Source organism: Novosphingobium sp. B1, assembly GCF_900176395.1.
In the GTDB taxonomy this organism is placed as follows: Bacteria; Pseudomonadota; Alphaproteobacteria; order Sphingomonadales; family Sphingomonadaceae; genus Novosphingobium.
Genome location: NZ_FWXL01000026.1, coordinates 1 through 20,566, shown reverse-complemented (window position 1 = coordinate 20,566; position 20,566 = coordinate 1). Strand labels below are relative to the sequence as shown.

Here is a 20,566-nt window from a genome sequence, read left to right as displayed (position 1 = left end):
TTAAGGTAACTCAAGGCACGGACAGGATGAGTTGGAAGCGATCGCCGTTCATACCACCGGTGATTACATCTCTGGCTAAACAAGGGAGTTTGCCCAAGACGCAGCGTGAAGGTCATCAAGCGGCAAACGCGCAGGCTTCTCCGATAGCAACATTGGTCCGGGCCATGAGTGGCAGAGCCCCTCTTAGTGCTGCGCCGATCAGCAGCAGGGCCGGACCATCGCCAAGTGCGGTGCGCGCAACGAGGGGCAGCAGGTCAAGCCGCGTCAGAAACTGGCCCTCTGTGGGCAGGCTGGCGGATTCGACGAGAGCGACCGGGGTATCACCTCGCAGCCCCGCCGCGATGAGTTGGCGTGAGATATCGCCAGCCGCTGCCTTGCCCATGTAGACGGCGAGGGTCGCCGCGGGATCGGCAAGGTCTGACCAGTCCAGATCGAGAGGTTCTCCCGCGCGAACGTGGGCGGTCACGAATGTCAGTTTGCGGGCGAGCCCGCGCAGCGTCAGCGAAACGCCGAGGCTTGCCGCGGCAGCGCTGGCAGCCGTGACGCCTGGACAGATCGAAACGGCGACGCCGGCTGTGCAGCATGCTTCGAGTTCCTCCGTCGCGCGGCCGAAGATTGCGGGATCACCCCCTTTGAGGCGTACGACGCGCTCTCCTGCCAGCGCCGCTTCGACGATCAGCCGGTCGATCGTGCTCTGGTCCTTCGAGTGCCGGCCGGATCGCTTTCCGACGTGGAGGATCCTTGCATCTGGCGCTGCCAGTTCAAGCACACCCGGTCCGACCAGGGCGTCGTGGAAGATTACGCTGGCCATGCCGATCAGGCGGGTCGCCTTGCGCGTGAGCAGTTCTGGATCGCCTGGCCCGGCTCCCACGAGCCATACTGTGCCATCGGGAAAGTCGTTCATTGAGCTACCTCCGGCTCTTTCAATGGCGTCATGTCGGCACGCCACTCCCGCAGCATCCGGGCGATGGCTGGTCGGCATGAACCGCAGTTGGTCCCCGCGCCGCAAGCCCGGCCTACGTCGGCAACGCTGGCCGCGCCTGCTTCTGCCGCGTCAAGAATCAGGTTTGTGCCGATGCCGTGGCATACGCATACCACCGGCCCGCGATCGGGTGCCGGCATGCTCGGGCGCGCGGCGAGCAGTTCGGGTAGCGCCGCGCCGTTCTGGCCAAGCTGCCCCGCGATCCAGTCGCGCGGCGGCAACTGTCCGGTGCGCGTGACAAACAGCGCGGCGATGAGCGAGCCTCCCCGATCAATTACCGCCAGCCGCCGCATACCGCGCGCCATGTCGACCGCCTCGATCCTTTCACCAGCAGGCAACAGCACATCGGCATCAACAGCCCCATCGCCAGCCAGTTCATAGAGCCAGCCCCCCGCAACCGCCGAACGGCTCCACCACCCCAGATATTCAGGTGTGATGGCTTCGCCGCTCAGCAGGAACGCGCGCCAGTCGCTCGCGACCGGTTCGATCTGGCAGGCGTTGTTCTTGAAGCCGGGCTGGCCCGAAATGGGGTCGACGGACTGGTCAGGAAGCAGGTTCCCCCGACCGCCGCTCGCCATCTCGTCGGACCAGTGCATCGGCACGAAGATCTGCCCGAGCGTCTGCGCATCGGTCACGCTTACACGGAACACGGACTTGCCCGATGCCGTCACCACGCGTGCCAATGCTCCATCGACGATCCTGGCCGCCTCGGCATCGGCGGGATGCACCTCAAGCAGGGGCTCGCGTCGGTGTTGCGCCAGCGTGGGCGAAAGGCCGGTGCGGGTCATCGTGTGCCACTGGTCGCGATAGCGCCCGGTGTTGAGCCGCAGCGGAAAGGCGGGATCGGCGGCGCGGGTGCGCGGTTCGACGGGTACGTGTCGCATGGTCCGCCCGGCCATGGGATGCCGCCCGCCCCACAAGAACGGGACCATCGCCTCGTAATCCCCGTCCGAAATCCCGGCCTTGTCGGTAAGGTCCAGCACCTTGCCATGCTTCACCGAAAGCGCGGTCATCGCGGCATATTCGCGGAACACGCCCACTGCGTTGCTCCAGTCAAACCCGGCGAAGCCCATCCGTTTTGCCACGTCGGCAATAATTGCCCAGTCCGCGCGCGCCTCGCCCGGAGCGGCAAACAATGCGCGCTGGCGGCTCACGCGCCGCTCGGAATTGGTGACGGTTCCGTCCTTTTCGCCCCAGGCAAGCGCTGGCAGGCGGACGTGGGCGAAGCGCGCGGTATCGGTATCGACGATCACATCGGATACCACCACGGTTTCGCACCGAGCCAAGGCTTCGCGCACGAAGCCTGCGTCGGGCATCGAGACGGCGGGATTAGTCGCCATGATCCAGAGGAACCTGACCCGGCCATCGTGGACCGCGCGGAACAGGTCCACCGCCTTGAGGCCGGGGCCGCTGCACAGGTGCGGGGCCTGCCAGAATTCCGCCACGTCGGCGCGCTCAGCATCCGAAAAGCCAAGGTGGCAGGCGAGCATGTTGGCGAGGCCGCCGACCTCGCGCCCGCCCATTGCATTGGGCTGCCCGGTCATCGAGAAGGGCCCCATGCCGGGCGCATTGATGCGGCCCGTGGCGAGATGCAGGTTGATGATCGCATTGCCCTTGTCGGTCCCGGCAATCGACTGGTTTGCGCCCATCGAAAACACTGTGACCATGCGCGAGTGCGCGGCAACAAGATCGGCCAGGGCGGCGAAAGTTTCGGGTCCGACGCCACCCTTCTCGCCTGCCGCAGGCCGGTGGGGGAGGGGGGGAGCGTCTTCCTCCGCCACCCCCCGCCGGACCATCTCCACCAATAGCGCATTGAACAGTGCCACGTCGCCATCGGGCGCAACCGGCACATGAAGATCGGCCTGTTCGGCGGTCTCGGTGCGGCGCGGATCGATCACCACGATCTTCGTGCCACGCATTTCCCGAGCTGCCTCGATCCGCTGCCAGATCACCGGATGGCACCACGCTGTGTTCGATCCGACCAGCAGGATAAGGTCCGCTTCGTCGAGATCGTCATAAGTCACCGGCACGACGTCCTCGCCGAACGCGCGGTTGTGTGCGGCGACGGCGCTGGCCATGCACAGGCGGCTGTTGGTGTCGATATTGGCGCTGCCGACAAAGCCCTTCATCAGCTTGTTGGCGACATAGTAGTCTTCGGTCAGCAACTGACCCGAGACATAAAGCGCGACGCTGTCGGGCCCGTGTAGCTCGATGCAATCACGCATCTTGCCCGCAACGAGATCAAGTGCTTCGTCCCACCCGGCGCGACGCTCCCCGATCATAGGGTGCAGGAGCCGACCTTCCAACCCCACAGTTTCACCCAGATGCGTTCCCTTCGAGCAGAGTTTACCGAAGTTGGCAGGGTGTTCAGGGTCACCCTTTATGAAGACCGAGCGATCGCCCGTCACCTCGGCGCGGATACCGCAGCCGACGCCACAATAGGCGCAAGTGGTGCGGACCTGCCTCAAGCCGCGCGGCTTCCGACCACGGCAGAGCGCAGCAAATACATGCGGCCAGCGTCGACCTTCATCGGGATGATGGGAACGCAACCCTTGTCCTCACCCAAGGCCTCGCCGGTCTTGAGCGATATGTTCCAGTTATGAAGTGGGCAGGTGACCACATTGTCGTGCACGATCCCTTGCGAGAGCGGCCCCTGCTTGTGCGGGCACTTGTTCACCAGCGCATAGAATTCGTTTTTCTGTGTGCGGAACACCGCGATCTCGTCCGCGCCGACAACCGGCAGCGTGCGCGCAGTGCCAGGGGTAATCTGGTCCACCGAACCGATGTCGAGCCAATCGCCGATCATCATGCACTCTCCACTTCAATTGGGCGCACCTCTGCAAGGTGCTGGTGCAGATCCGCGTCCTTGCCCGCCACGCGCTCGGCCCAAGGATCGGTCTGACAGAAGGTCTGCGAATAGCGGAACCTTGCGGCGAGCCGCTTGACGCTCTCGGGATCTTCGAACAGCCCGGCCTTCACCTGATCGAGACCGACCCGCTCGATCCACGGCGCAGTGCGTTCAAGGTAGTGCGCCTGTTCACGGTAAAGCTGGATGAACGCGGCACATATGTCCATCGCCTCAGCCTCGGTCGTGACCTTGCACAGAAGGTCGGTGGCGCGGACCTTTATCCCCCCATTGCCGCCGACATGAAGCTCGTACCCGCTGTCCACGCAGACCACGCCAAAGTCCTTGATGGTCGCTTCCGCACAATTCCTCGGGCAGCCCGATACCGCGATCTTGAACTTGTGGGGCATCCAAGAACCCCAGGTCATCCGTTCCAGCTTCACACCCAGCCCGGTCGAATCCTGCGTGCCGAAGCGGCACCATTCGCTGCCGACGCAGGTCTTCACTGTGCGCAGCGACTTGCCGTAGGCGTGGCCCGAAACCATCCCCGCAGCATTGAGATCGGCCCAAACGGCGGGCAGATCTTCCTTCCTGATCCCGAAGATGTCGAGCCGCTGGCCGCCGGTGACCTTGACCATCGGCGCGTTGTACTTCTCCACCACATCGGCAATCGCACGCAGCTCACGTGGGTTGGTGAGGCCACCCCACATGCGCGGTACAACCGAGTAAGTGCCGTCCTTTTGGATGTTGGCGTGGAGGCGTTCGTTGACGAAGCGGCTCTTCTGGTCGTCCTCGTACTCGCCCGGCCAGGCGCAAAGGAGGTAGTAGTTGAGCGCAGGCCGGCACGACGAACAACCGTCGGGTGTGGTCCAGTGAAGCTCCTGCATCGCCTGCGGGATCGAGCGAAGGGACTTTTCGAGGATCAGACGACGCACATCTTCATGGCTGAAGCTGGTGCATTTGCACATCGTCTTCGGACCCGATTGCACTTCGCTGCCCAGCGTAAGCGCCAGCAGCCTCTCGACGAGGCCGGTGCACGAACCACAACTGGCCGAAGCCTTGCAGGTGCTGCGTACCGCGTCGAGGCTGCAGGCGCCTGCGTTGATTGTCTCGACGACCTTGGCCTTGGAAACGCCGTTGCAGCCGCAGATTTCTGCGTCGTCCGAAAGGGCTGCAACGGCGGCATTAGGGTCCAGCCGGGCACCCCCGCTCGCGAAGGCCTGTCCGAAGATCAGCGCTTCGCGGATGTCGGAAATGTCTTCGCCCTTCTTGAGCAGGTCGAAGTACCAGTTGCCGTCAGCGGTATCGCCATAGAGCACCGCGCCGACAAGCTTGTTGTCCTTTACGAGGACGCGCTTGTACACGCCGCGCGAAGCATCGCGCATCACGATGTCTTCCGCACCATCGCCGCCCGAAAAATCACCGGCGGAAAACAGGTCGATGCCCGACACCTTGAGCTTGGTCGAGGTGACCGAGCCTTCGTAGCCCGACGGATTTTCGCATGCCGCATCGGCCAGAGCGCGGCACATGTCCCAGAGCGGCGCGACAAGGCCGTAGCAAGCGCCGCGATGCTGCACGCATTCGCCGACTGCCATGATTGCGGGATCGCTGGTGACCATGTGGTCGTCGACGATGATGCCGCGCTCTACCTCGAGTCCGGCGGCCTTGGCCAGCGAGGTGCCTGGGCGAATGCCCACGGCCATGACCACGATGTCTGCCGCGAACTCGCGCCCGTCCTTGAGCTTGACGGCCGAGACGCGGCCATCCTTTCCAAGGATCTCGGCAGTGTCACCGCCAGTGACGATGGTCTGTCCGCGCCGTTCCAGCTCGGTCTTCAGCAGGTAGCCTGCCGCTTCATCAAGCTGACGTTCCATCAGCGTCGGCATGAGATGAACGACGGTGACCTTCATGCCGCGAAGCGAGAGGCCATGCGCTGCCTCAAGCCCGAGCAGGCCACCGCCGATCACCACTGCGCTGCCGCCTTTTTCCGCAGCGGTCAGCATCCTGTCGACGTCATCTAGATCGCGGAAGGTCACGACGCCCGCCAGGTCCTTGCCGGGCACGGGAATGATGAACGGGTCCGAGCCCGTTGCGATCAAGAGGCGATCATAAGGTTCGACCCGGCCCGACTTTGCCACCACGGTCTGCGTCGCGCGGTCGATGGCGACTACCGGATCGCCGGAAACCAGCGTGATGCCGTTTTCGGCATACCAGTCCTCGCCATTGATGACGATGTCCTCGAACGTCTTTTCGCCTGCCAGCACCGGAGAGAGCATGATGCGGTTGTAGTTCACGCGCGGTTCCGCGCCGAAGATTGTCACATCGAACCGGGCAGGGTCGCGGGCGATCACTTCCTCCACCGCGCGACAACCGGCCATGCCATTGCCGATCACCACCAGCCGCTCCTTCGCAGGCGCGGTGCGGTCCTTGTCCATCAGGGTTGCAGGCGCGTTCACTCCGGTCTTCCTTGTCAGACGCGCGAACAAAAAAAGGCCGCCCGAACACATCCCGATTGGGAGGTCTGGGCGGCGACGTTGCCACGCGATGTTGATCTGTTGGGCTTTGCGATCCTCCACCCGTCCTTGGGTGGCGCACTGGCCTTCTTCACTTGGCTAACCGATTCGGGGGCTGCACTGCAAGGGTTATTTTGCAGTGCAGCACGTCGAAATCAGAACGCCACCTCCGCCTGCAGCCACAGGATCCGGCGATCCACGCCGAAACGGTTGGCGTTGTAGTTGGCATACTTCACCAGCCAGCCGACCTTCTTTGCCTTGAAGCCCAGGCTCGCATCCCATTCGGTGCCGAACTTCACATTGCCCACATCGCTTTGGAATTCGTGATAGGTGACGTTGGCGTTGAGCCCTTGCACGGCCTTCACCTTGGGAAGGACCTTGGCGAGCGTGACATAGTAATCCTCAAGCCCACCGGCTGGCGTGGTCAGGAACAGATCGGCCCAGCCATTGAACTTGTGCAGCGTGGCCAGCGGGGTCTGGAAAGCCTTGCCGGCTTTCCTGTCGGCACCCAGCTTCTCGTAGCCGCCGGTCAGGGTAAAGCCCTGGTAGCCGAGGCCCAACTCGCCACCGTAGTAGTCGGCAGCATAGTTCACCGGGTTGCGGCCAATATCCGTCTGCCGCGCGTAGCTGGCCAAGACATTGAGCTTCACGGCCTTCGAAAGCGGCACGCTGCCCGAAACGCGCCCGCCATACGTCTGCGATGAATTGGCGAAGGCAAAGGCTTCATCGTAATCGATGATGTACGAGAAGCCCTTCACCTGCAGCGGACCGGCCTTGGCACTCGCTTGCAGGAACACGAAGTCCCCGTCCATCGACCGGCGCGGCCCGGCTTCCGATCCGAAGATCGAATCCTGCTGGATCGCGTAAGTGCCATCAAGGCTGACCGGGCCGATGGTGGCTTCGGCGCGCACGGCATCGAAGGTCTGCTCGTTCTGGCGCCAGCCGACCGAACCAACGAAACGCTGGTCATCGAGGTTGATGCGCTGTCGACCGACCGTCAGCGCAAAGTTTTTCACCCTGTACATGATCTGCGCGCGGTTGAGGTCGATACTCTCACCATCGGCCACCACTGCAAATTGCGGACGGCGCTGCGTGCTGCCGGGGAGAGCGAACGGGAAGGCATTGTAATCGTTGACAAGCCCTAATGTGCCTTCGGCCTCCACCAGCACCGAAAGGTGTGACCGGGCATGCTTCAATTCGAGCCCGGTGCGCAGCCGAACGGTCAGCGCGTCGGCATCGACCGTGGGCTGGTCAACGCCTTCATAGCGGATGCGTGCATCGATGATCGGGTCGAGCGTGAGCCCGTCGCCGACCGGCACGGGATCGCCGAAAGCCGGCTTCCCCGCCGCCAACGCAGGTTGCACGATACCGATCGCCGACGCCAGCAGCGCCGCCGAGAATACTGTCTTCTTCATGTTCCCTGATCCCCCTTGCTTAGGGCCGATCAGGCATCCCCTCAAATCGACCGCCCCTCAGGCGGCGTGAGCCTTCGGCCCGTGATCGTATTCTGCAAGGAAGCGCAGCACTTCCTGGCGGTAGGCGTAGAAGTCCGGGTGCTTGAGCAGCGCCTTGCGGTCCCGCGGGCGCGGCAGATCGACTTTCAGGACCTTGCCGATGGTAGCGTTGGGACCGTTGGTCATCATCACCACGCGGTCGGCCAGCAGGATGGCTTCGTCCACATCATGCGTGACCATGATTGCCGTCACCTTGGTGCGGTTCCACACTTCCACCAGCACATCCTGCAGGTCCCAGCGCGTCAGGCTGTCGAGCATGCCGAATGGCTCATCGAGCAGCAACAGGCGCGGGCTGAGCGCAAAGGCGCGGGCAATGCCTACGCGCTGGCGCATGCCGTTCGACATCTCCGCGGCCATCTTGTCCTTGGCATCGGCAAGGCCGACGCGGTCGAGATAATAGTCGATGATCTCGCGCCGTTCTGATCGCGTTGCGTGGGGATAGACGCGCTCAACGCCAAGGGCGACGTTCTGGCGTGCGGTCAGCCAAGGCATCAGGCTGGGCGCCTGGAACACCACCGCCTTGTCCGGCCCGGCCACGTCAATCTCGCGATTGTCGAGGATGATGCCGCCCTTGCTGATCTCGTTGAGCCCCGCCGCCATCGTCAGCACGGTGGACTTGCCGCAGCCCGAGTGGCCGATCAGCGAGATGAACTCGCCCTTGTCCATCATCAGGTTGAAGTCCTCGACCACCGTAAGTGGCCCCTTGGGCGTGGGGTAGACCTTGTGTAGTTTCCAGAACTCCATGTAGCGCCGCGTCGCGCCCTTCTTCGCTGCATCCTGATAGGCCTTGGGCGGCGGCGCGAGATCGAGCGGGGTGACGTTCGGCAGGTGCCCGAAATCGCTGCCCTGCGCGGCTTTCTCACCAGCCAGACCGCCAAGGTAATTGACGATCTCGGTGCGCAGCATCTGGAATTCGACGCTGTCGTTCACCGCCTCGCGATCGCGTGGGCGCGACAGGGTAACCGGGAAGATCCGCCCGATACGCGCGGCCGGGGCAGGGGTCAGCACTGCGACACGGTCGGCAAGCAGCAGCGCTTCGTCCACATCGTTGGTGACGAGGATGATCGTACGCTTTTCCTCCTCGCGGATACGGTCGATCTCGTCCTGCAGCTTGGCGCGGGTAAGGGCGTCCAATGCAGAAAGCGGCTCGTCCAGCAACAGAATTTCCGGATCCATCGCCAGTGCCCGCGCCACCGACACGCGCTGGCGCATCCCGCCAGAGAGCTGTGCGGGCTTGCGGTCCATGGCGTGGCCAAGGCCGACCAGATCGACTTTCTGCTTCACAAGGGCTGCGCGCTCCTCCTTGCTGCGATCCTTGTGCACGGCGTCGACGGCGAGGGCGACGTTCTGTCCCACCGTCAGCCAAGGAAAAAGCGAGTAGGACTGGAAGACTAGGCCGCGATCCTTGTCGGGCCCGTCGATCGCCTGCCCACGCAGCAGGATCTCGCCCTCCTCAGGTTCGACCAGTCCAGCGATCGAAGATATCAGCGTTGTCTTGCCCGCCCCCGAGAAGCCGAGGATCGCGATGAATTCGCCTTCCTCAACATCAAGGTCGATGCCGCCAAGGACTTCCGAAACGCCACCGGTCTTGCCGGTGTAGCTCTTGCGGACGTTGTTAATCGAAAGGATCGTGGCCATCATCTATGCCTTTCTCAGACGGTGCGGTTGCGGCTGACGAAGGACTGCAGTGCCATCATCACGCGGTCGAGGGCGAAGCCGATCAGGCCGATCACCACTACCGCAACCATGATGCGTGCCAGCGACTTTTCCGAACCATTCTGGAATTCGTCCCACACGAACTTGCCGAGGCCAGGGTTTTGCGCGAGCATTTCCGCTGCGATCAGCACCATCCAGCCAGTGCCCAGCGACAGCCGCATGCCGGTGAAGATATAGGGCAGCGACGAGGGCAGGACGAGGCGGGTCAGCTTGGCAAACCAGCCGAGGCGCAGCACCCGGCCCACTGCGATCAGGTCCTTGTCGATGCTCGCCGTGCCGATGGCGGTGTTGATCAGCGTTGGCCAGAGCGAGCACAGCATGACGACCACGGCCGAGATTATGAAGCTCTTGGCCAGCGTCGGATCGTCGCTGGTGACCGATGCCGAAACCACCATCGTCACGATCGGCAGCCACGCCAGCGGGCTGACCGGGCGCATCACCTGCACCAGCGGGTTGATCGCGGCGTTCACCCGCTTCGACATGCCGGCAATGAGGCCAAGCGGCACTGCGAACAACGTGGCAAGGGTGAAGCCGGCAGCAACCGTTTCAAGGCTGGTGAAAATCTGGTCGATGAACGTCGGAGGGCCGGTGTAGGCATAACCTGCGGCGACGGCTTCCTGTGCGGCAACGCGCGATGCTGCTGCTTCGTCGAGCAGACCGAGGAACGCACTCCATACATCGCCGGGCCCCGGCAACGTGCCGAGCGAAGTCTGCACCAGCGGTGCCAGCACTGCCCAGACCGCAAGGAACCCGCCGACCCCGGCCAGTGGCGGCCAAAGCGCTTCGAACGCGGCGCGAGCCGAAGGCAGCTTTATCCCGAACGGCAGGGCCTTTTCCGGCTTCGCGACAGTTTCCACGGATGTCTCCGGTGTTGCTTCGGAGAGGAGGGCGGCGCCCCCCTCCATGACTTCCGCTTCGGTGCCGACGAAATCGTCCTTGCGCAATGCGACCGCGTTCATCATAAGTGCTCCTGGTTTACTTCACGCCTGCCGGGGTGACCTTCTGCCCGGCCTTGAGACCGATCGAGAAGCTGGCGGCATAAGCTGCGGGCTTGCGGGCATCGAAGGCCACGCCATCGATCGCCTTTCGGGAGTAGATGCGGAAGCCATCGGTGGCGGGGAACTGCTCGGCCTTGGCCCTGCCATCGGCAACAAGCGACTTGGCAGCGTCCTCGTATATGTCCGGACGATAGACCGACTTGACCGTGTCGAGATACCACTGGTCGCCCTTGTCTTCGGCGATCTGGCCCCAGCGGCGCATCTGCGTCAGGAACCAGATGCCATCCGAATAGAACGGATAGCTGGCCTGCTGGTCGAAGAAGAGGTTAAACTCGGGCGTATCGCGCGTGTCGCCTGCTCCGAAGGTGAACTTGCCTGTCATCGACGCCATCAGCACCTTCTCGTCAGCGCCGACGTACTTCGTGCTGGCGAGCAGCTTGACCGCTTCGGGCCGGTTCTTGCCACCCTCTGCATCGAGCCACATCGAGGCCCGGATCAATGCACGGGTCAGCGCCTTTACGGTCTTGGGATTTTTCTTGGCGAACTCCGCTGTCAGGCCGAAGACCTTGTCGCCCGTAGTACCGGCGATGTCGGGATCGACGATGATCGGCACGCCGATCTTCTTGGCGACCGAAGCCTGGTTCCAGGGTTCGCCCACCGAATAGCCGTTGATCGTCCCCGCTTCCATGGTCGCCGGCATCTGCGGCGGCGGGGTCACCGAAAGCTGCACATCCGCACCGGTCACGCCCGCAGTATCGCCCGGCAGGTAGAAACCGGGGTTCAGGCCGCCTGCAGCGAGCCAGTAGCGCAGGATGTAGTTATGGGTGGAGACCGGGAAAACCATGCCCATCTTGAAAGGCTTGCCCTCGGCCTTGAACTTGGCAACGACCGGGGCGAGGGCCGAGGCAGAGATCGGCATCTGAACCTTTCCGTCCGGCGCCTTGGGCAGGCTTGGCGAGATCATGTCCCACACCTGGTTGGATACCGTTACGCCCTTGCCATTGATGTCGAGCGAGAACGGCGTGACCAGTGGCACCTTGCTGCCGATCCCCGCGCCCGAGGCGAGCACCTGGCCTGCCAGCATGTGCGCACCATCAAGCTGTCCTCCAGTCACGCCATCGAGCAGGACCTTCCAGTTTGCCTGCGGTTCAAGTGTAACGGTCAGTCCTTCTTCGCGGAAGAAGCCCTTCTCCTGAGCGACGACCAGCGGCGCGATGTCGGTCAGCTTGATGAAGCCGAGTTTTAGCACCGGCTTTTCGATGCCATTGGCCGAAGCGGCAGGCTTTTCCGGCGTATCGCCGCCCTTGCCGCAGCTTGCCACGGCGACACCCGCCAGCAGTGCCGCGATCATCCCCCGCCGATTGAATCCACCCAGTCCAAGCATATTCGACCACCCCTCGAATGCGGCGAGGCAAACACGAAAAGCCGCCCGAACGCATCCCGTTAGGGAGGTCTGGGCGGCGACGTTGCCACGCAATGAAATCAGAAGACCGTCCGGCGTCAGGTCCGCCCATCCTTGGGCGGCGCCGTTTGGCTTGAAGGCAAAGCTATGTGATTCGCCCGCCCCAGGGCAAGCTCTTTTTGCACCGCAGCAGAATTTTATGCCAGACGCTGACTTTCGATATAGCGCTGCAACAAAGCCGGGTCAAACGGCCGGCCATCAAAAAATCTGTTGTTTTCCAGCGTGATGACACCCTGTTGCATGCTAACTGAAGTCGGCCCGCCAAGGCTCCCTTCCACCTTGGAACTGGCCCCTGGCAACGGCTCTCCAGTGCCCAATAGTGCGCTGCGGTACACATCGGGCCGGAACACCCGCGCTGCCTTGCGCGCATCACTAGCGTCAAAGCCCATGCCATCCCAGCGCACCATCTGGCTGTATAGCCACTCGGCCTGGCTAACCCACGGAAAATTTGCGGCTTCGCGATGCTGGAACATGAAATCGGGATAATGCAACACCTCACCGCCCTGGGCCAGCAGCAGGCGGTCAGAAATGGCGCGACGAATCAGAGTGGCACTACCGTCGAGATATTCGGCTCGCGCAAGGATCGCGGCGTTGTCATCAAGGTTTGCAGGGTCGACAAAATGCTCGCCTGCCTTACGCAGCGCGCGCACCAGCGCTTCCACCTCGGCGCGGCGCTCTTCCATCACCGGTTCGCGCAGAGCCAGCACCTTCTCTACCCCGCGCCGCCAGATCTGCGCCGTGACCAGCACGATCTCGCCCGCCCCACGCTCCACCGCCACGCTGTTCCAAGGCTCGCCCACGCAGATCGCATCGACTTCGCCAAACTCCAAGGCATCGGCGCAGAACGGCGGGGCAACCGTGGTGATCTCCACATCCACGTCGGGCCGCACGCCGCAGCCCGCCAGCCAGTAGCGCAGCATGTAGTTGTGGCTGGAATAACGGTGAACCACGCCGAACCGCAGCGGCTTGCCGGTCTGCGCCAGATGCGCCTTCAGCGCCGCGCCAACCTGCGCCGGATCGCCGAGGCCGCCCGCCGGATTGATCGCCCGCGCTAGATCGGGCCGCATTGTTACCGCATTGCCATTCAGCCCCAACACGAATGGCACCGACAGCGGCTGCGCCGGCCGGCCGCGTCCCAGCGTCGTGGCAATAGCCAGCGGGGCGACCATATGCGCAGCGTCGCTGTGGCCATAGAGCAGCCGGTCCAGCACCGTGGCCCAGCTCATGTCGCGCACCAACCGCAACGACAGCCCCTCGGCCTCGGCAAAGCCATGTTCGCGCGCCAGAATTGGCAAGCATGCGTCAACCAGTGGGAGGAAACCAATGGTCAGTTCGCCGGGCGAGGCATCGGAGCCCATCATTTCCCTCCCATTAGCTGGTGCGCAGTCACCACCGCTTCTGCGATCTCGGCAATCCGCTTGCCCTGATTCATCGCGGTCTTACGAAGTTCCGAATAGGCCTGCGGTTCGGTGAAACCGCGGCTGTCCATCAGGATGCGCTTGGCCTTGTCCACCACCTCGCGCTCGGCCAGCTTGCCCTTGGCTTCGGCAAGGTCGGATTGCAGCCGGGCAAAAGCGTTGAACCGGCGCACCGCCAGATCAAGGATCGGCCGGATACGGCGGGGTGCAAGGCCGTCGACCACATAGGATGAAACGCCTGCGTCAACCGATGCTGCAATCGCTTCCTCGTCGCTTTCGTCCACGAACATCGCGATCGGGCGGCCGAGCACGCGGCTGACGGCGAAGTATTCCTCCAGCACGTCGCGCGAAGGGTTGCCGAGGTCCATTAGCACGATGTCCGGCGCAATCTGGCCGATCTGCGCTACCAGCCCACGTCGCTCGGTCACCACGAAGATTTCGCAGTCCTCAAGCATGGCCAGCCCTTCGCGAATCACCGCCGCGCGACTGGCGCTCTCATCGACGATGGCTATGCGCATGTCGCCTCCTAGTGCGCGGGACTAGAAAACGTTTCAAGGGGTTTCTGCCGATCGCAGCTATTATAAGAACAAGTGCCCTTCACCGCCGGTGCCCTTACCGACCGATAAGTCCCAGACCATGCCTTTCAGCCATTGCCGCGGCGCGCTGAACGAACGGCAAGAATCGACGACATCAAGATTGAGCGCGAACGACCGGGTTTAAGGCGTCAGATGTCACTTTTTGCCGATGCCCAGCGCAGAGAGCGCCTGACCAAGATCTGCGGCTTTGAAGGGCTTGGTTAGCCTCGGAAGGTCGGGTGATATTCCTTCCACATTGGCGTAGCCAGATACGATCAGGCACGGAAGTCCTGAACGAAGGTCCTGTACTTGGCGCACAAGTTGCGACCCGCTCATGCCGGCCATCAGGTGATCTGTCACGAGCACTGCCACGTCGTCCAACTCGTCCAGTAGGCGCAGAGCTTCTTCGGCTGACCCAGCTTCCGCCACTTTGAAGCCTGCATCTTCAAGCATATCGGCGGTGCTAGCCCGTACCAGTATGTCGTCGTCGACAAGCAGAGCGATGCCGCGATAGCTTTGGGATCCTATTCCGTTGCGAACAGGCGCAGCCACGCCTGAGCGCTGGTCTTCTGCAACCGGCAACCAAAGTTCGATGTTGGTGCCGTAGCCTTGACGGCTGAAGATGCGAAGCTCGCCGCCGAGTTGGCGCGCAAGGCCGTGGACCATCGACAAGCCGAGGCCAGTTCCTTTGCCCACGCCCTTTGTCGAGAAGAAAGGTTCAATTGCCCGGGCGACGGTTTGTGCGTCCATGCCCGAGCCAGTGTCAGCGACGGATACCACGATGTAGCTACCCTCCCTAAGCTGGCCCTTGGGCGATTTGGATTGATTGCGAACGGATGCGCTAATCCGAAGTGTTCCACCCTCAGGCATGGCATCTCGCGCATTCACGCACAGGTTCAGCAGCGCCATCTCAAGCTGATTGAAGTCGGCCTGGGCAGGCCGAATATTATCGGCAAGGTCGGTCACCACCTTGATTTGCGGACCCGTGGTACTGGCAATGAGTTCGCTCATGCCTGTGATGAGTTCGCGAATATCGATGGAGGTGGGCTGCAAAGGCTGACGCCGTGCGAACGCAAGCAGCCTTTGCACGAGCACGGCTGCGCGCTCTGCCGATTGCATGGCTCCAGCAATCAGGCGTTGCTCGCGCTCGCCGCCGAACTGCTTTCGGGCAAGGAGGTCGAGCGTCCCGACGATGGGGGTAAGCAGGTTATTGAAATCATGCGCGACGCCGCCGGTCAACTGTCCCAAGGATTCGACCTTCTGAGCCTGGCGCAGTTGCTCCTCTGCTTCGGCCAGACGCTGTTGTTCGCGAATTCGGTCGGTCACGTCATGGACTATCTGGTAAGCACCAATCTGCTGACCTGCGGCATCGCAAAGCCTGTTGAAGGTGATCTCGTATGATCGGCGCTGGCGTCCCGGATCGCCAAACTCATCAACTATTGTAAACTCATGACCAGCGAGAGCCCGGCTCCAGGTCTTGCGAACATGCTCCTGCTCTTCCGGCAGGTGTCGGAGAACATCGAGCATCGAAGCGCCAACGCAGGGCTGGACGCCATAGACGGCTTCAAAGGCCGCGGCGGCAGCCTTGTTGACAGCGAGCCAGCGGAAGTCGCGATCTGCGACGAGAATGATAGCCGTAGTGTTTTCGACCACATCCGTAAGCAGCTTGCGCTCTGCAAGAGCGTCAGCAATCCGCTGCTCAAGCGTCTCGTTCAGCTCCCGCAGCGACTGTTCGATCGCCTTCCTTGCAGTGATGTCGATCGCTGTGCCGATGACGCGATTGCAAACGTCACCAGCGAAGACTCCGCGACCTTTGGCGGCGATCCATCGTACTACGCCATCTTCCTTGCCAATCGTGCGATATTCGACGTCATACGTCGTACGACGAGCGGGGTCCGCAGCCGAAGCGTAGGCTGCCGCCGTCGCTTGACGGTCGTTGGGGTGTAGCCCGGCGTAAAAATCATCCATCGACACTGCAACATTTGGAGAGATGCCGAACATTGCCTTCACGCGCGGTGGCCAGAACAACGTCTGGTTGATCTCGTCGACGTCCCACAGTCCGATCTCAGCCGCATCGATGGCCAGGCGCAATTGCTCTTCGCTTGCGCGCAGGTTTGCCTCGGCACCCACGCGCTCGACATGCGCCCAGGATCGGTCAGTGACCTCGCGAATAACCCTGAGCTCATAGTCAGACCAACGATGTGGAACGTTGTCGTGAATCGCCATCAGGGCCGCGAGCCGACCATCCTTGATCAGCGGTATGCAGATGGTCGCAGTTATCCCGATATTCTGAAATGTCTCTGCTTCTTCGGGAGCAATCTCGGTCAGATTATCATTGATGATCAAGGGTCGCCCAGCGTTGAGCTCCTGTACTGCGAGCTTACCAAAAGCAGCGAGGCGATACCGGCCAATAATCGATGGCGAGCCCGGAGCATGCCAGTTACCGCGGATGGTAAAGCCGTCCTGGTCGTCATCCATGTCGGCGTATGCGCAGTTGGTTATCGAGAGATGCTCGGCAACCATGCGCGTGCTTGTCGCCAAGACGGCGTCGGCGTCCTCATGCCCGCCGACAGCTTGTCCCAGATCATCGAGAAAGCGATAAAGTTCTTCGCTTTTTGCCAGCTGCTGCTCTGCCAAGACGCGAGCTGTGATATCGAAGACCATGGCCAGGCTGCCCACTGGCTCGCCGTGCTGATTCCGGATCGGCAGGTATTCAAGGTCCATGAAGACTTGTTCGGGCCGGCCATGACGCCACAGTTCGAGTTCCTGCGCCTGGAAGCTCAGGGTCTCACCTGTTAGCCCCGCTGCTATCACTCTTGCGTTGAAATCACGCGCCTCTGGCCAGATCTCGAGAACCTTCCCACCCAAAGCTTCAGGGTGGCGAGGCCCACAGACCTGCGCATAGCCATCGTTAAAGAGCAGGATCCCGTCAGCACCCCAAAGGACGACCATCGGCACTGGAGATGACAGCACCGTCTGAACGTTTATCTTCAGCTCGGCAGGCCAACTCTCGATTGCACCGAGCCCGGTCGATTCCCAATCCTTGGAGCGGATTAGATCGCCCGTCTTGCCACCGCCGAAAAGGCCGCTGCTACCAGGAGAACTTGCTACAGTGTCCAGCATAAGCTTGCATCGTAGCTCCTTTAGGTTTGGACGGATAGCCAAGACTTTGAAAACGCGCCATGAATAGCAACTCGAGGTTCGATAAATGTTGAGCCAGATCGGCGTCGTGAACGCTACTCCTGACGAGATCGCTCGACCGAATTTCCGCACCTTCGGAATTTACACTGTCAGAGCGAACGGATATCTCAACGTCTTTGTCGTGGGCCTGTGAGGGACAAGCAAGCTCGACAATCGATGAATGAACGGCAGCAATGAATTTGACGAGATCAACTACGGAATGACCGGAGTCGCGGCGGATCAGGATAGTCTTGCCTTGAACCACTTCGCCACTTCTGCCTCACCGAGTGAGCCACTGGCCAGCGCCAAGACCATCTTGATGGCGTCTTCGGGCGCAAAGCCGACCCGCACGTCGTTGAGCGCAAGAAACAGACGCGTGAGCACCCAAGCGGTACGCTTGTTGCCATCGGTGAAGGGATGATTGCGCGCAACGCCATAGGCATAGGCTGCGGCCAAAGCGCAAAGATCAATCTCACCATAGACCCATTGGTTGCGTGGCCGCCCCAACGCCGTTTCCAGCGCGGCAGCATCACGCACCCCAACAGGTCCGCCATGCTCGGCGAGTTGCCGGTCGTGGATGGCGAACGCAAGCTCGGTTTCGATCCAGACCGGTTCAGCAGTCTGCACCATGTTACTTGGCTAGCACGCGCAAGATATCCCTGTCTTCACGCATGAGTTGCTCAGCCAACGCCATCTTGGCCTCAAATGCGGGGTCTGCTGCGGTAATGCGGATGCCGTCTGGCGTTTCCGAGACATACAACGTGTCACCCACGCCAGCACGCAACTTGGCGAGCAATTCCCTGGGCAGGACAACACCGACGGAATTGCCAATTTTGGTGATCTTAAGGCTGGTGTTCATACAACGGTTATAACATGGACCGCTGAGTTCTCAAATGGCGTATCCTGTCACCGGCCATGTCGGCCACAGGAGAAGCACAATGGGACATTCAGATCTTGACCCCGCCGTGCATGAGCGGCGCCCTTGGAATGCTGGCCAGAATGTTGGCCCGAAACGGCCGCTGCGCCCGCGAGATATCTGGGCCATCCGTTTCTATCTCGATGAGCACAAGCGATTGCGCGACCGAGCCCTGTTCGACCTTGCCATCGATAGTAAGTTGCGGGGCTGCGATCTGGTAAAGCTGCGCATAGGCGATCTCGTAAGCGGCGGGTCAATTCGTAATCGCGCGACTGTTATTCAGCAAAAAACTGGACTGCCGGTCCAATTTGAAATCATGACCGAGGCGCGCAAAAGCCTGCTCGCTTGGTTAGAACGGCGCAAGGGCTCGTCGCAGCATTTTGTATTCCCAAGCCGGATCGATTACATGGGTCATATCAGCACCCGCCAATACGCCCGCCTCCTAGATGAATGGGTCTCAACGATCGGGCTCGACAAGCGAGAGTACGGCACGCATTCCATGCGTCGGACAAAGGCGGCATTAATCTACAAGGCGACAGGAAATCTGCGCGCTGTCCAGATTTTACTGGGCCATACCAACATCGAGCATACGGTCCGCTATCTTGGCGTGGATGTTGATGATGCTTTGACGCTGTCGGAGCGAACCGAGATTTGATCAAATTTCCGGCCCATCATTTTGCACGATGGGCCGGAAATCTTTGGCATGGACGACCGGCAGGTTCAGAAAATAAAATCGGCACCCGCGAAGGTCGCCATTCAAGGCGGCTGCGGTTGATACGTCGAGCGAGGGTGGGACTGGCCGGTCTGGACCTAGATATTGCCATTCCGATGTTTTGGCCGAAATACCCGGATTTGACTGAAGCTACCGGCCGGGGGTCCAAAAGTGGGCGAACTGTCAGCGTTGCAGCAATGACGATGGAAGTCACCATGACTTTGGTCCTGTCAGTTCATCTGGCCACGAAGAAAGGCGATTAGCTTCGGATCGCTCACCGTGCGTTCGAGGATAGGTAGAATGACCCGCCACCCGTTGTCGCTGTTGGTCAGGATGACGACGCCGTCGCCACTCGCGCGATCAATCGCGGCGAAGGTAAATGCCCCGGCATCCTTGCCGGTGTGGAGCATCGTCGTGCCATCGGGGAAGCCGAGGAGCTGCCAACCGAGGCCGAAGCCGGTCCAGGGTGGACAGGAGGCCGCTTTCGATCCGGCACATATCTGGGGTGTCAGGTCGGCCTGCAGTCTGCTGCGCTCCGCCGCGACAGACGCAACCATGCCCTTGTCGTTGCGCGCATTGATGAGAAAGCGCGCATAATCACGCGCGGTAGCATGCGCCAAATCAGCAGCGTTGTATCGTGTCACCCGCTCGACCGGCAACGGCTTTCCCGCAGCGTCATAGGGTACGGCCATCGGCACTGTTTCGCCTTGCCCTGACACGTAGCCCGAGGCCCGCAAGTGAGCAGGAGCGAACAACCAGCGGGCAGCAAGCTTCTCGAACAAATGACCGGTGCGGTGCTCGGCATAGCGCGCCGCATATTGATACCCCTCACCCGAATAGCCGATGGTCGTACCGGGATCATGATCAAAGGCCAGTCCCTTCGCATCGCGCCAGTTCGGCAACCCGGTTTGATGGCTCAGCGCCATGCGGACTGTCAGCTTCATCCGCCGGGGATCGCGCGACAGGTCAGGATCGCTCCAATAGCGATCCATCGGTTCGTCGAGCGAAAGCCTACCGGCTGACACCAGTCGCAGTATGACCTCCGCCGTCAGCGGCTTCGTCAGCGATGCGAGGTTGTAAGGCGTGGAAGCTGTCGCTGGGCGGTTCGGCCCCGCCATGCCCCAAGCCCCAGTCGAGACGATCTGTCCGGCGCGGATCACGGCGACCGACGCGCTCTCAACCCGCTGTTCGCGCAGAGTTGTTGTCATATCCGGCAGCCCGGTGTGCGTCCCGGCGTCGGCCACCGAGGCGCAAGCCACCAACGCGACTGCACCGACGCAGACTCCCCGGTTCAACATCGTAACTGTATTGCCCATATGCAACAGCTAATGGCATCGAACTTTGGCCGCAACCTCCATCGCATTCTCACCAAAGTGAAGGAAGCGAAAGCAGCTGGTAGCTTCCCGAAATAGCATCCTTTCGGAACATGTGAGAACGGCAGCTGTCGGCTTAACCGCCGTCCACAAAGCCGTTGCAGATGACAAAATTGTCCCAGCTTAACTCTTTCAGCAATTGCCACGGCGTGCTGAGAGAACGGCAAAAATCGATGATTTCACGATTGAGCGCGAATGTCCGGGTTTAGGGCGACAACTGGCACGCCTCTGTTTCCATTTGCACCTGCGGCAGCTTCCTAACCCAAGGCACTCAGCCAGCAATGCCGAAAGTAATCCGGCGACGCTCGAACTTTTGATCAAAGGCACTGTGCATCGCCATCTCTCGAACAATTAACCGGCAT

General features: G+C 61.6%; 16 protein-coding genes. 2 read left to right on the top strand and 14 right to left on the bottom strand.

Annotation, left to right across the window (positions count from 1 at the left end):
* Positions 1-115: 115 nt before the first annotated feature.
* From cobA to B9A23_RS20280, 11 genes are all read right to left on the bottom strand, one after another.
* Positions 116-904 (bottom strand): uroporphyrinogen-III C-methyltransferase, encoded by a 789-nt coding sequence (gene cobA, locus B9A23_RS20330; protein ID WP_084281142.1) that lies wholly within the window; start codon positions 902-904, stop codon positions 116-118.
* Positions 901-3,450, bottom strand: coding sequence for a nitrate reductase (locus tag B9A23_RS20325; protein WP_084281141.1), 2,550 nt, complete (start codon positions 3,448-3,450; stop codon positions 901-903). The genes cobA and B9A23_RS20325 overlap by 4 nt, the downstream gene beginning before the upstream one ends.
* A complete protein-coding gene (gene nirD / locus B9A23_RS20320; RefSeq protein WP_084281156.1) occupies positions 3,447-3,788 on the bottom strand; it encodes a nitrite reductase small subunit NirD in 342 nt (113 codons plus the stop codon). The genes B9A23_RS20325 and nirD overlap by 4 nt, the downstream gene beginning before the upstream one ends.
* Complete coding sequence (nirB, locus tag B9A23_RS20315; protein WP_139797607.1) at positions 3,788-6,262, bottom strand: nitrite reductase large subunit NirB; 2,475 nt, start codon at positions 6,260-6,262, stop codon at positions 3,788-3,790. Before nirB ends, nirD begins: the two co-directional genes overlap by 1 nt.
* A gap of 233 nt (positions 6,263-6,495) precedes the next feature.
* Positions 6,496-7,755, bottom strand: a complete 1,260-nt coding sequence (locus tag B9A23_RS20310; RefSeq protein WP_084281138.1) for an alginate export family protein — start codon at positions 7,753-7,755, stop codon at positions 6,496-6,498.
* 57 nt (positions 7,756-7,812) lie between these two features.
* Complete coding sequence (locus B9A23_RS20305) at positions 7,813-9,492, bottom strand: ABC transporter ATP-binding protein (RefSeq protein ID WP_084281155.1); 1,680 nt, start codon at positions 9,490-9,492, stop codon at positions 7,813-7,815.
* Positions 9,493-9,506: 14 nt separating this feature from the next.
* A complete protein-coding gene (locus B9A23_RS20300; RefSeq protein WP_254895220.1) occupies positions 9,507-10,529 on the bottom strand; it encodes an ABC transporter permease in 1,023 nt (340 codons plus the stop codon).
* Positions 10,530-10,545: 16 nt separating this feature from the next.
* Positions 10,546-11,919, bottom strand: coding sequence for a CmpA/NrtA family ABC transporter substrate-binding protein (locus tag B9A23_RS20295; protein ID WP_254895219.1), 1,374 nt, complete (start codon positions 11,917-11,919; stop codon positions 10,546-10,548).
* 248 nt (positions 11,920-12,167) lie between these two features.
* Entirely contained in the window at positions 12,168-13,391 is a 1,224-nt protein-coding gene (locus B9A23_RS20290; RefSeq protein WP_254895218.1) for an ABC transporter substrate-binding protein, read from the bottom strand.
* Complete coding sequence (locus B9A23_RS20285; protein WP_084281131.1) at positions 13,388-13,966, bottom strand: ANTAR domain-containing response regulator; 579 nt, start codon at positions 13,964-13,966, stop codon at positions 13,388-13,390. The genes B9A23_RS20290 and B9A23_RS20285 overlap by 4 nt, the downstream gene beginning before the upstream one ends.
* A gap of 213 nt (positions 13,967-14,179) precedes the next feature.
* Complete coding sequence (locus B9A23_RS20280) at positions 14,180-17,146, bottom strand: PAS domain S-box protein (RefSeq protein WP_084281130.1); 2,967 nt, start codon at positions 17,144-17,146, stop codon at positions 14,180-14,182.
* Between the two features lie 85 nt (positions 17,147-17,231).
* Here B9A23_RS20280 and B9A23_RS23415 point away from each other — a divergent pair, with 85 nt between their 5' ends.
* A complete protein-coding gene (locus tag B9A23_RS23415) occupies positions 17,232-17,357 on the top strand; it encodes a hypothetical protein (protein WP_254895217.1) in 126 nt (41 codons plus the stop codon).
* A gap of 86 nt (positions 17,358-17,443) precedes the next feature.
* Here B9A23_RS23415 and B9A23_RS20275 read toward each other — a convergent pair whose 3' ends face one another.
* Entirely contained in the window at positions 17,444-17,833 is a 390-nt protein-coding gene (locus B9A23_RS20275) for a type II toxin-antitoxin system death-on-curing family toxin (protein WP_084281128.1), read from the bottom strand.
* A 1-nt stretch (position 17,834) separates the two neighbouring features.
* Positions 17,835-18,062, bottom strand: coding sequence for an AbrB/MazE/SpoVT family DNA-binding domain-containing protein (locus B9A23_RS20270; RefSeq protein ID WP_084281127.1), 228 nt, complete (start codon positions 18,060-18,062; stop codon positions 17,835-17,837).
* 79 nt (positions 18,063-18,141) lie between these two features.
* On the opposite strand from B9A23_RS20270, the gene B9A23_RS20265 reads away from it, so the two are divergent.
* On the top strand, positions 18,142-18,774 hold the full coding sequence (locus B9A23_RS20265) for a tyrosine-type recombinase/integrase (protein ID WP_084281125.1): 633 nt from the start codon (positions 18,142-18,144) through the stop codon (positions 18,772-18,774).
* Between the two features lie 287 nt (positions 18,775-19,061).
* Here B9A23_RS20265 and B9A23_RS20260 read toward each other — a convergent pair whose 3' ends face one another.
* The gene (locus B9A23_RS20260) at positions 19,062-20,039 is read right to left on the bottom strand and encodes a serine hydrolase domain-containing protein (protein WP_084281153.1); all 978 of its coding nucleotides are present in this window, start codon (positions 20,037-20,039) and stop codon (positions 19,062-19,064) included.
* Positions 20,040-20,566 lie beyond the last annotated feature (527 nt).

Coding starts and splice junctions, on each gene's coding strand:
- B9A23_RS20275 (WP_084281128.1), bottom strand. CDS start 17,833: ATGGTGCAGACTGCTGAACCGGTCTGGATCGAAACCGAGCTTGCGTTC.
- nirD (WP_084281156.1), bottom strand. CDS start 3,788: ATGATCGGCGATTGGCTCGACATCGGTTCGGTGGACCAGATTACCCCT.
- B9A23_RS20285 (WP_084281131.1), bottom strand. CDS start 13,966: ATGCGCATAGCCATCGTCGATGAGAGCGCCAGTCGCGCGGCGGTGATT.
- B9A23_RS20260 (WP_084281153.1), bottom strand. CDS start 20,039: ATGACAACAACTCTGCGCGAACAGCGGGTTGAGAGCGCGTCGGTCGCC.
- B9A23_RS20280 (WP_084281130.1), bottom strand. CDS start 17,146: ATGCTGGACACTGTAGCAAGTTCTCCTGGTAGCAGCGGCCTTTTCGGC.
- B9A23_RS20300 (WP_254895220.1), bottom strand. CDS start 10,529: ATGAACGCGGTCGCATTGCGCAAGGACGATTTCGTCGGCACCGAAGCG.
- B9A23_RS20290 (WP_254895218.1), bottom strand. CDS start 13,391: ATGATGGGCTCCGATGCCTCGCCCGGCGAACTGACCATTGGTTTCCTC.
- B9A23_RS20270 (WP_084281127.1), bottom strand. CDS start 18,062: ATGAACACCAGCCTTAAGATCACCAAAATTGGCAATTCCGTCGGTGTT.
- B9A23_RS20305 (WP_084281155.1), bottom strand. CDS start 9,492: ATGGCCACGATCCTTTCGATTAACAACGTCCGCAAGAGCTACACCGGC.
- B9A23_RS20265 (WP_084281125.1), top strand. CDS start 18,142: ATGGGACATTCAGATCTTGACCCCGCCGTGCATGAGCGGCGCCCTTGG.
- B9A23_RS20310 (WP_084281138.1), bottom strand. CDS start 7,755: ATGAAGAAGACAGTATTCTCGGCGGCGCTGCTGGCGTCGGCGATCGGT.
- B9A23_RS20295 (WP_254895219.1), bottom strand. CDS start 11,919: ATGATCGCGGCACTGCTGGCGGGTGTCGCCGTGGCAAGCTGCGGCAAG.
- nirB (WP_139797607.1), bottom strand. CDS start 6,262: ATGGACAAGGACCGCACCGCGCCTGCGAAGGAGCGGCTGGTGGTGATC.
- B9A23_RS23415 (WP_254895217.1), top strand. CDS start 17,232: ATGTTGAGCCAGATCGGCGTCGTGAACGCTACTCCTGACGAGATCGCT.
- cobA (WP_084281142.1), bottom strand. CDS start 904: ATGAACGACTTTCCCGATGGCACAGTATGGCTCGTGGGAGCCGGGCCA.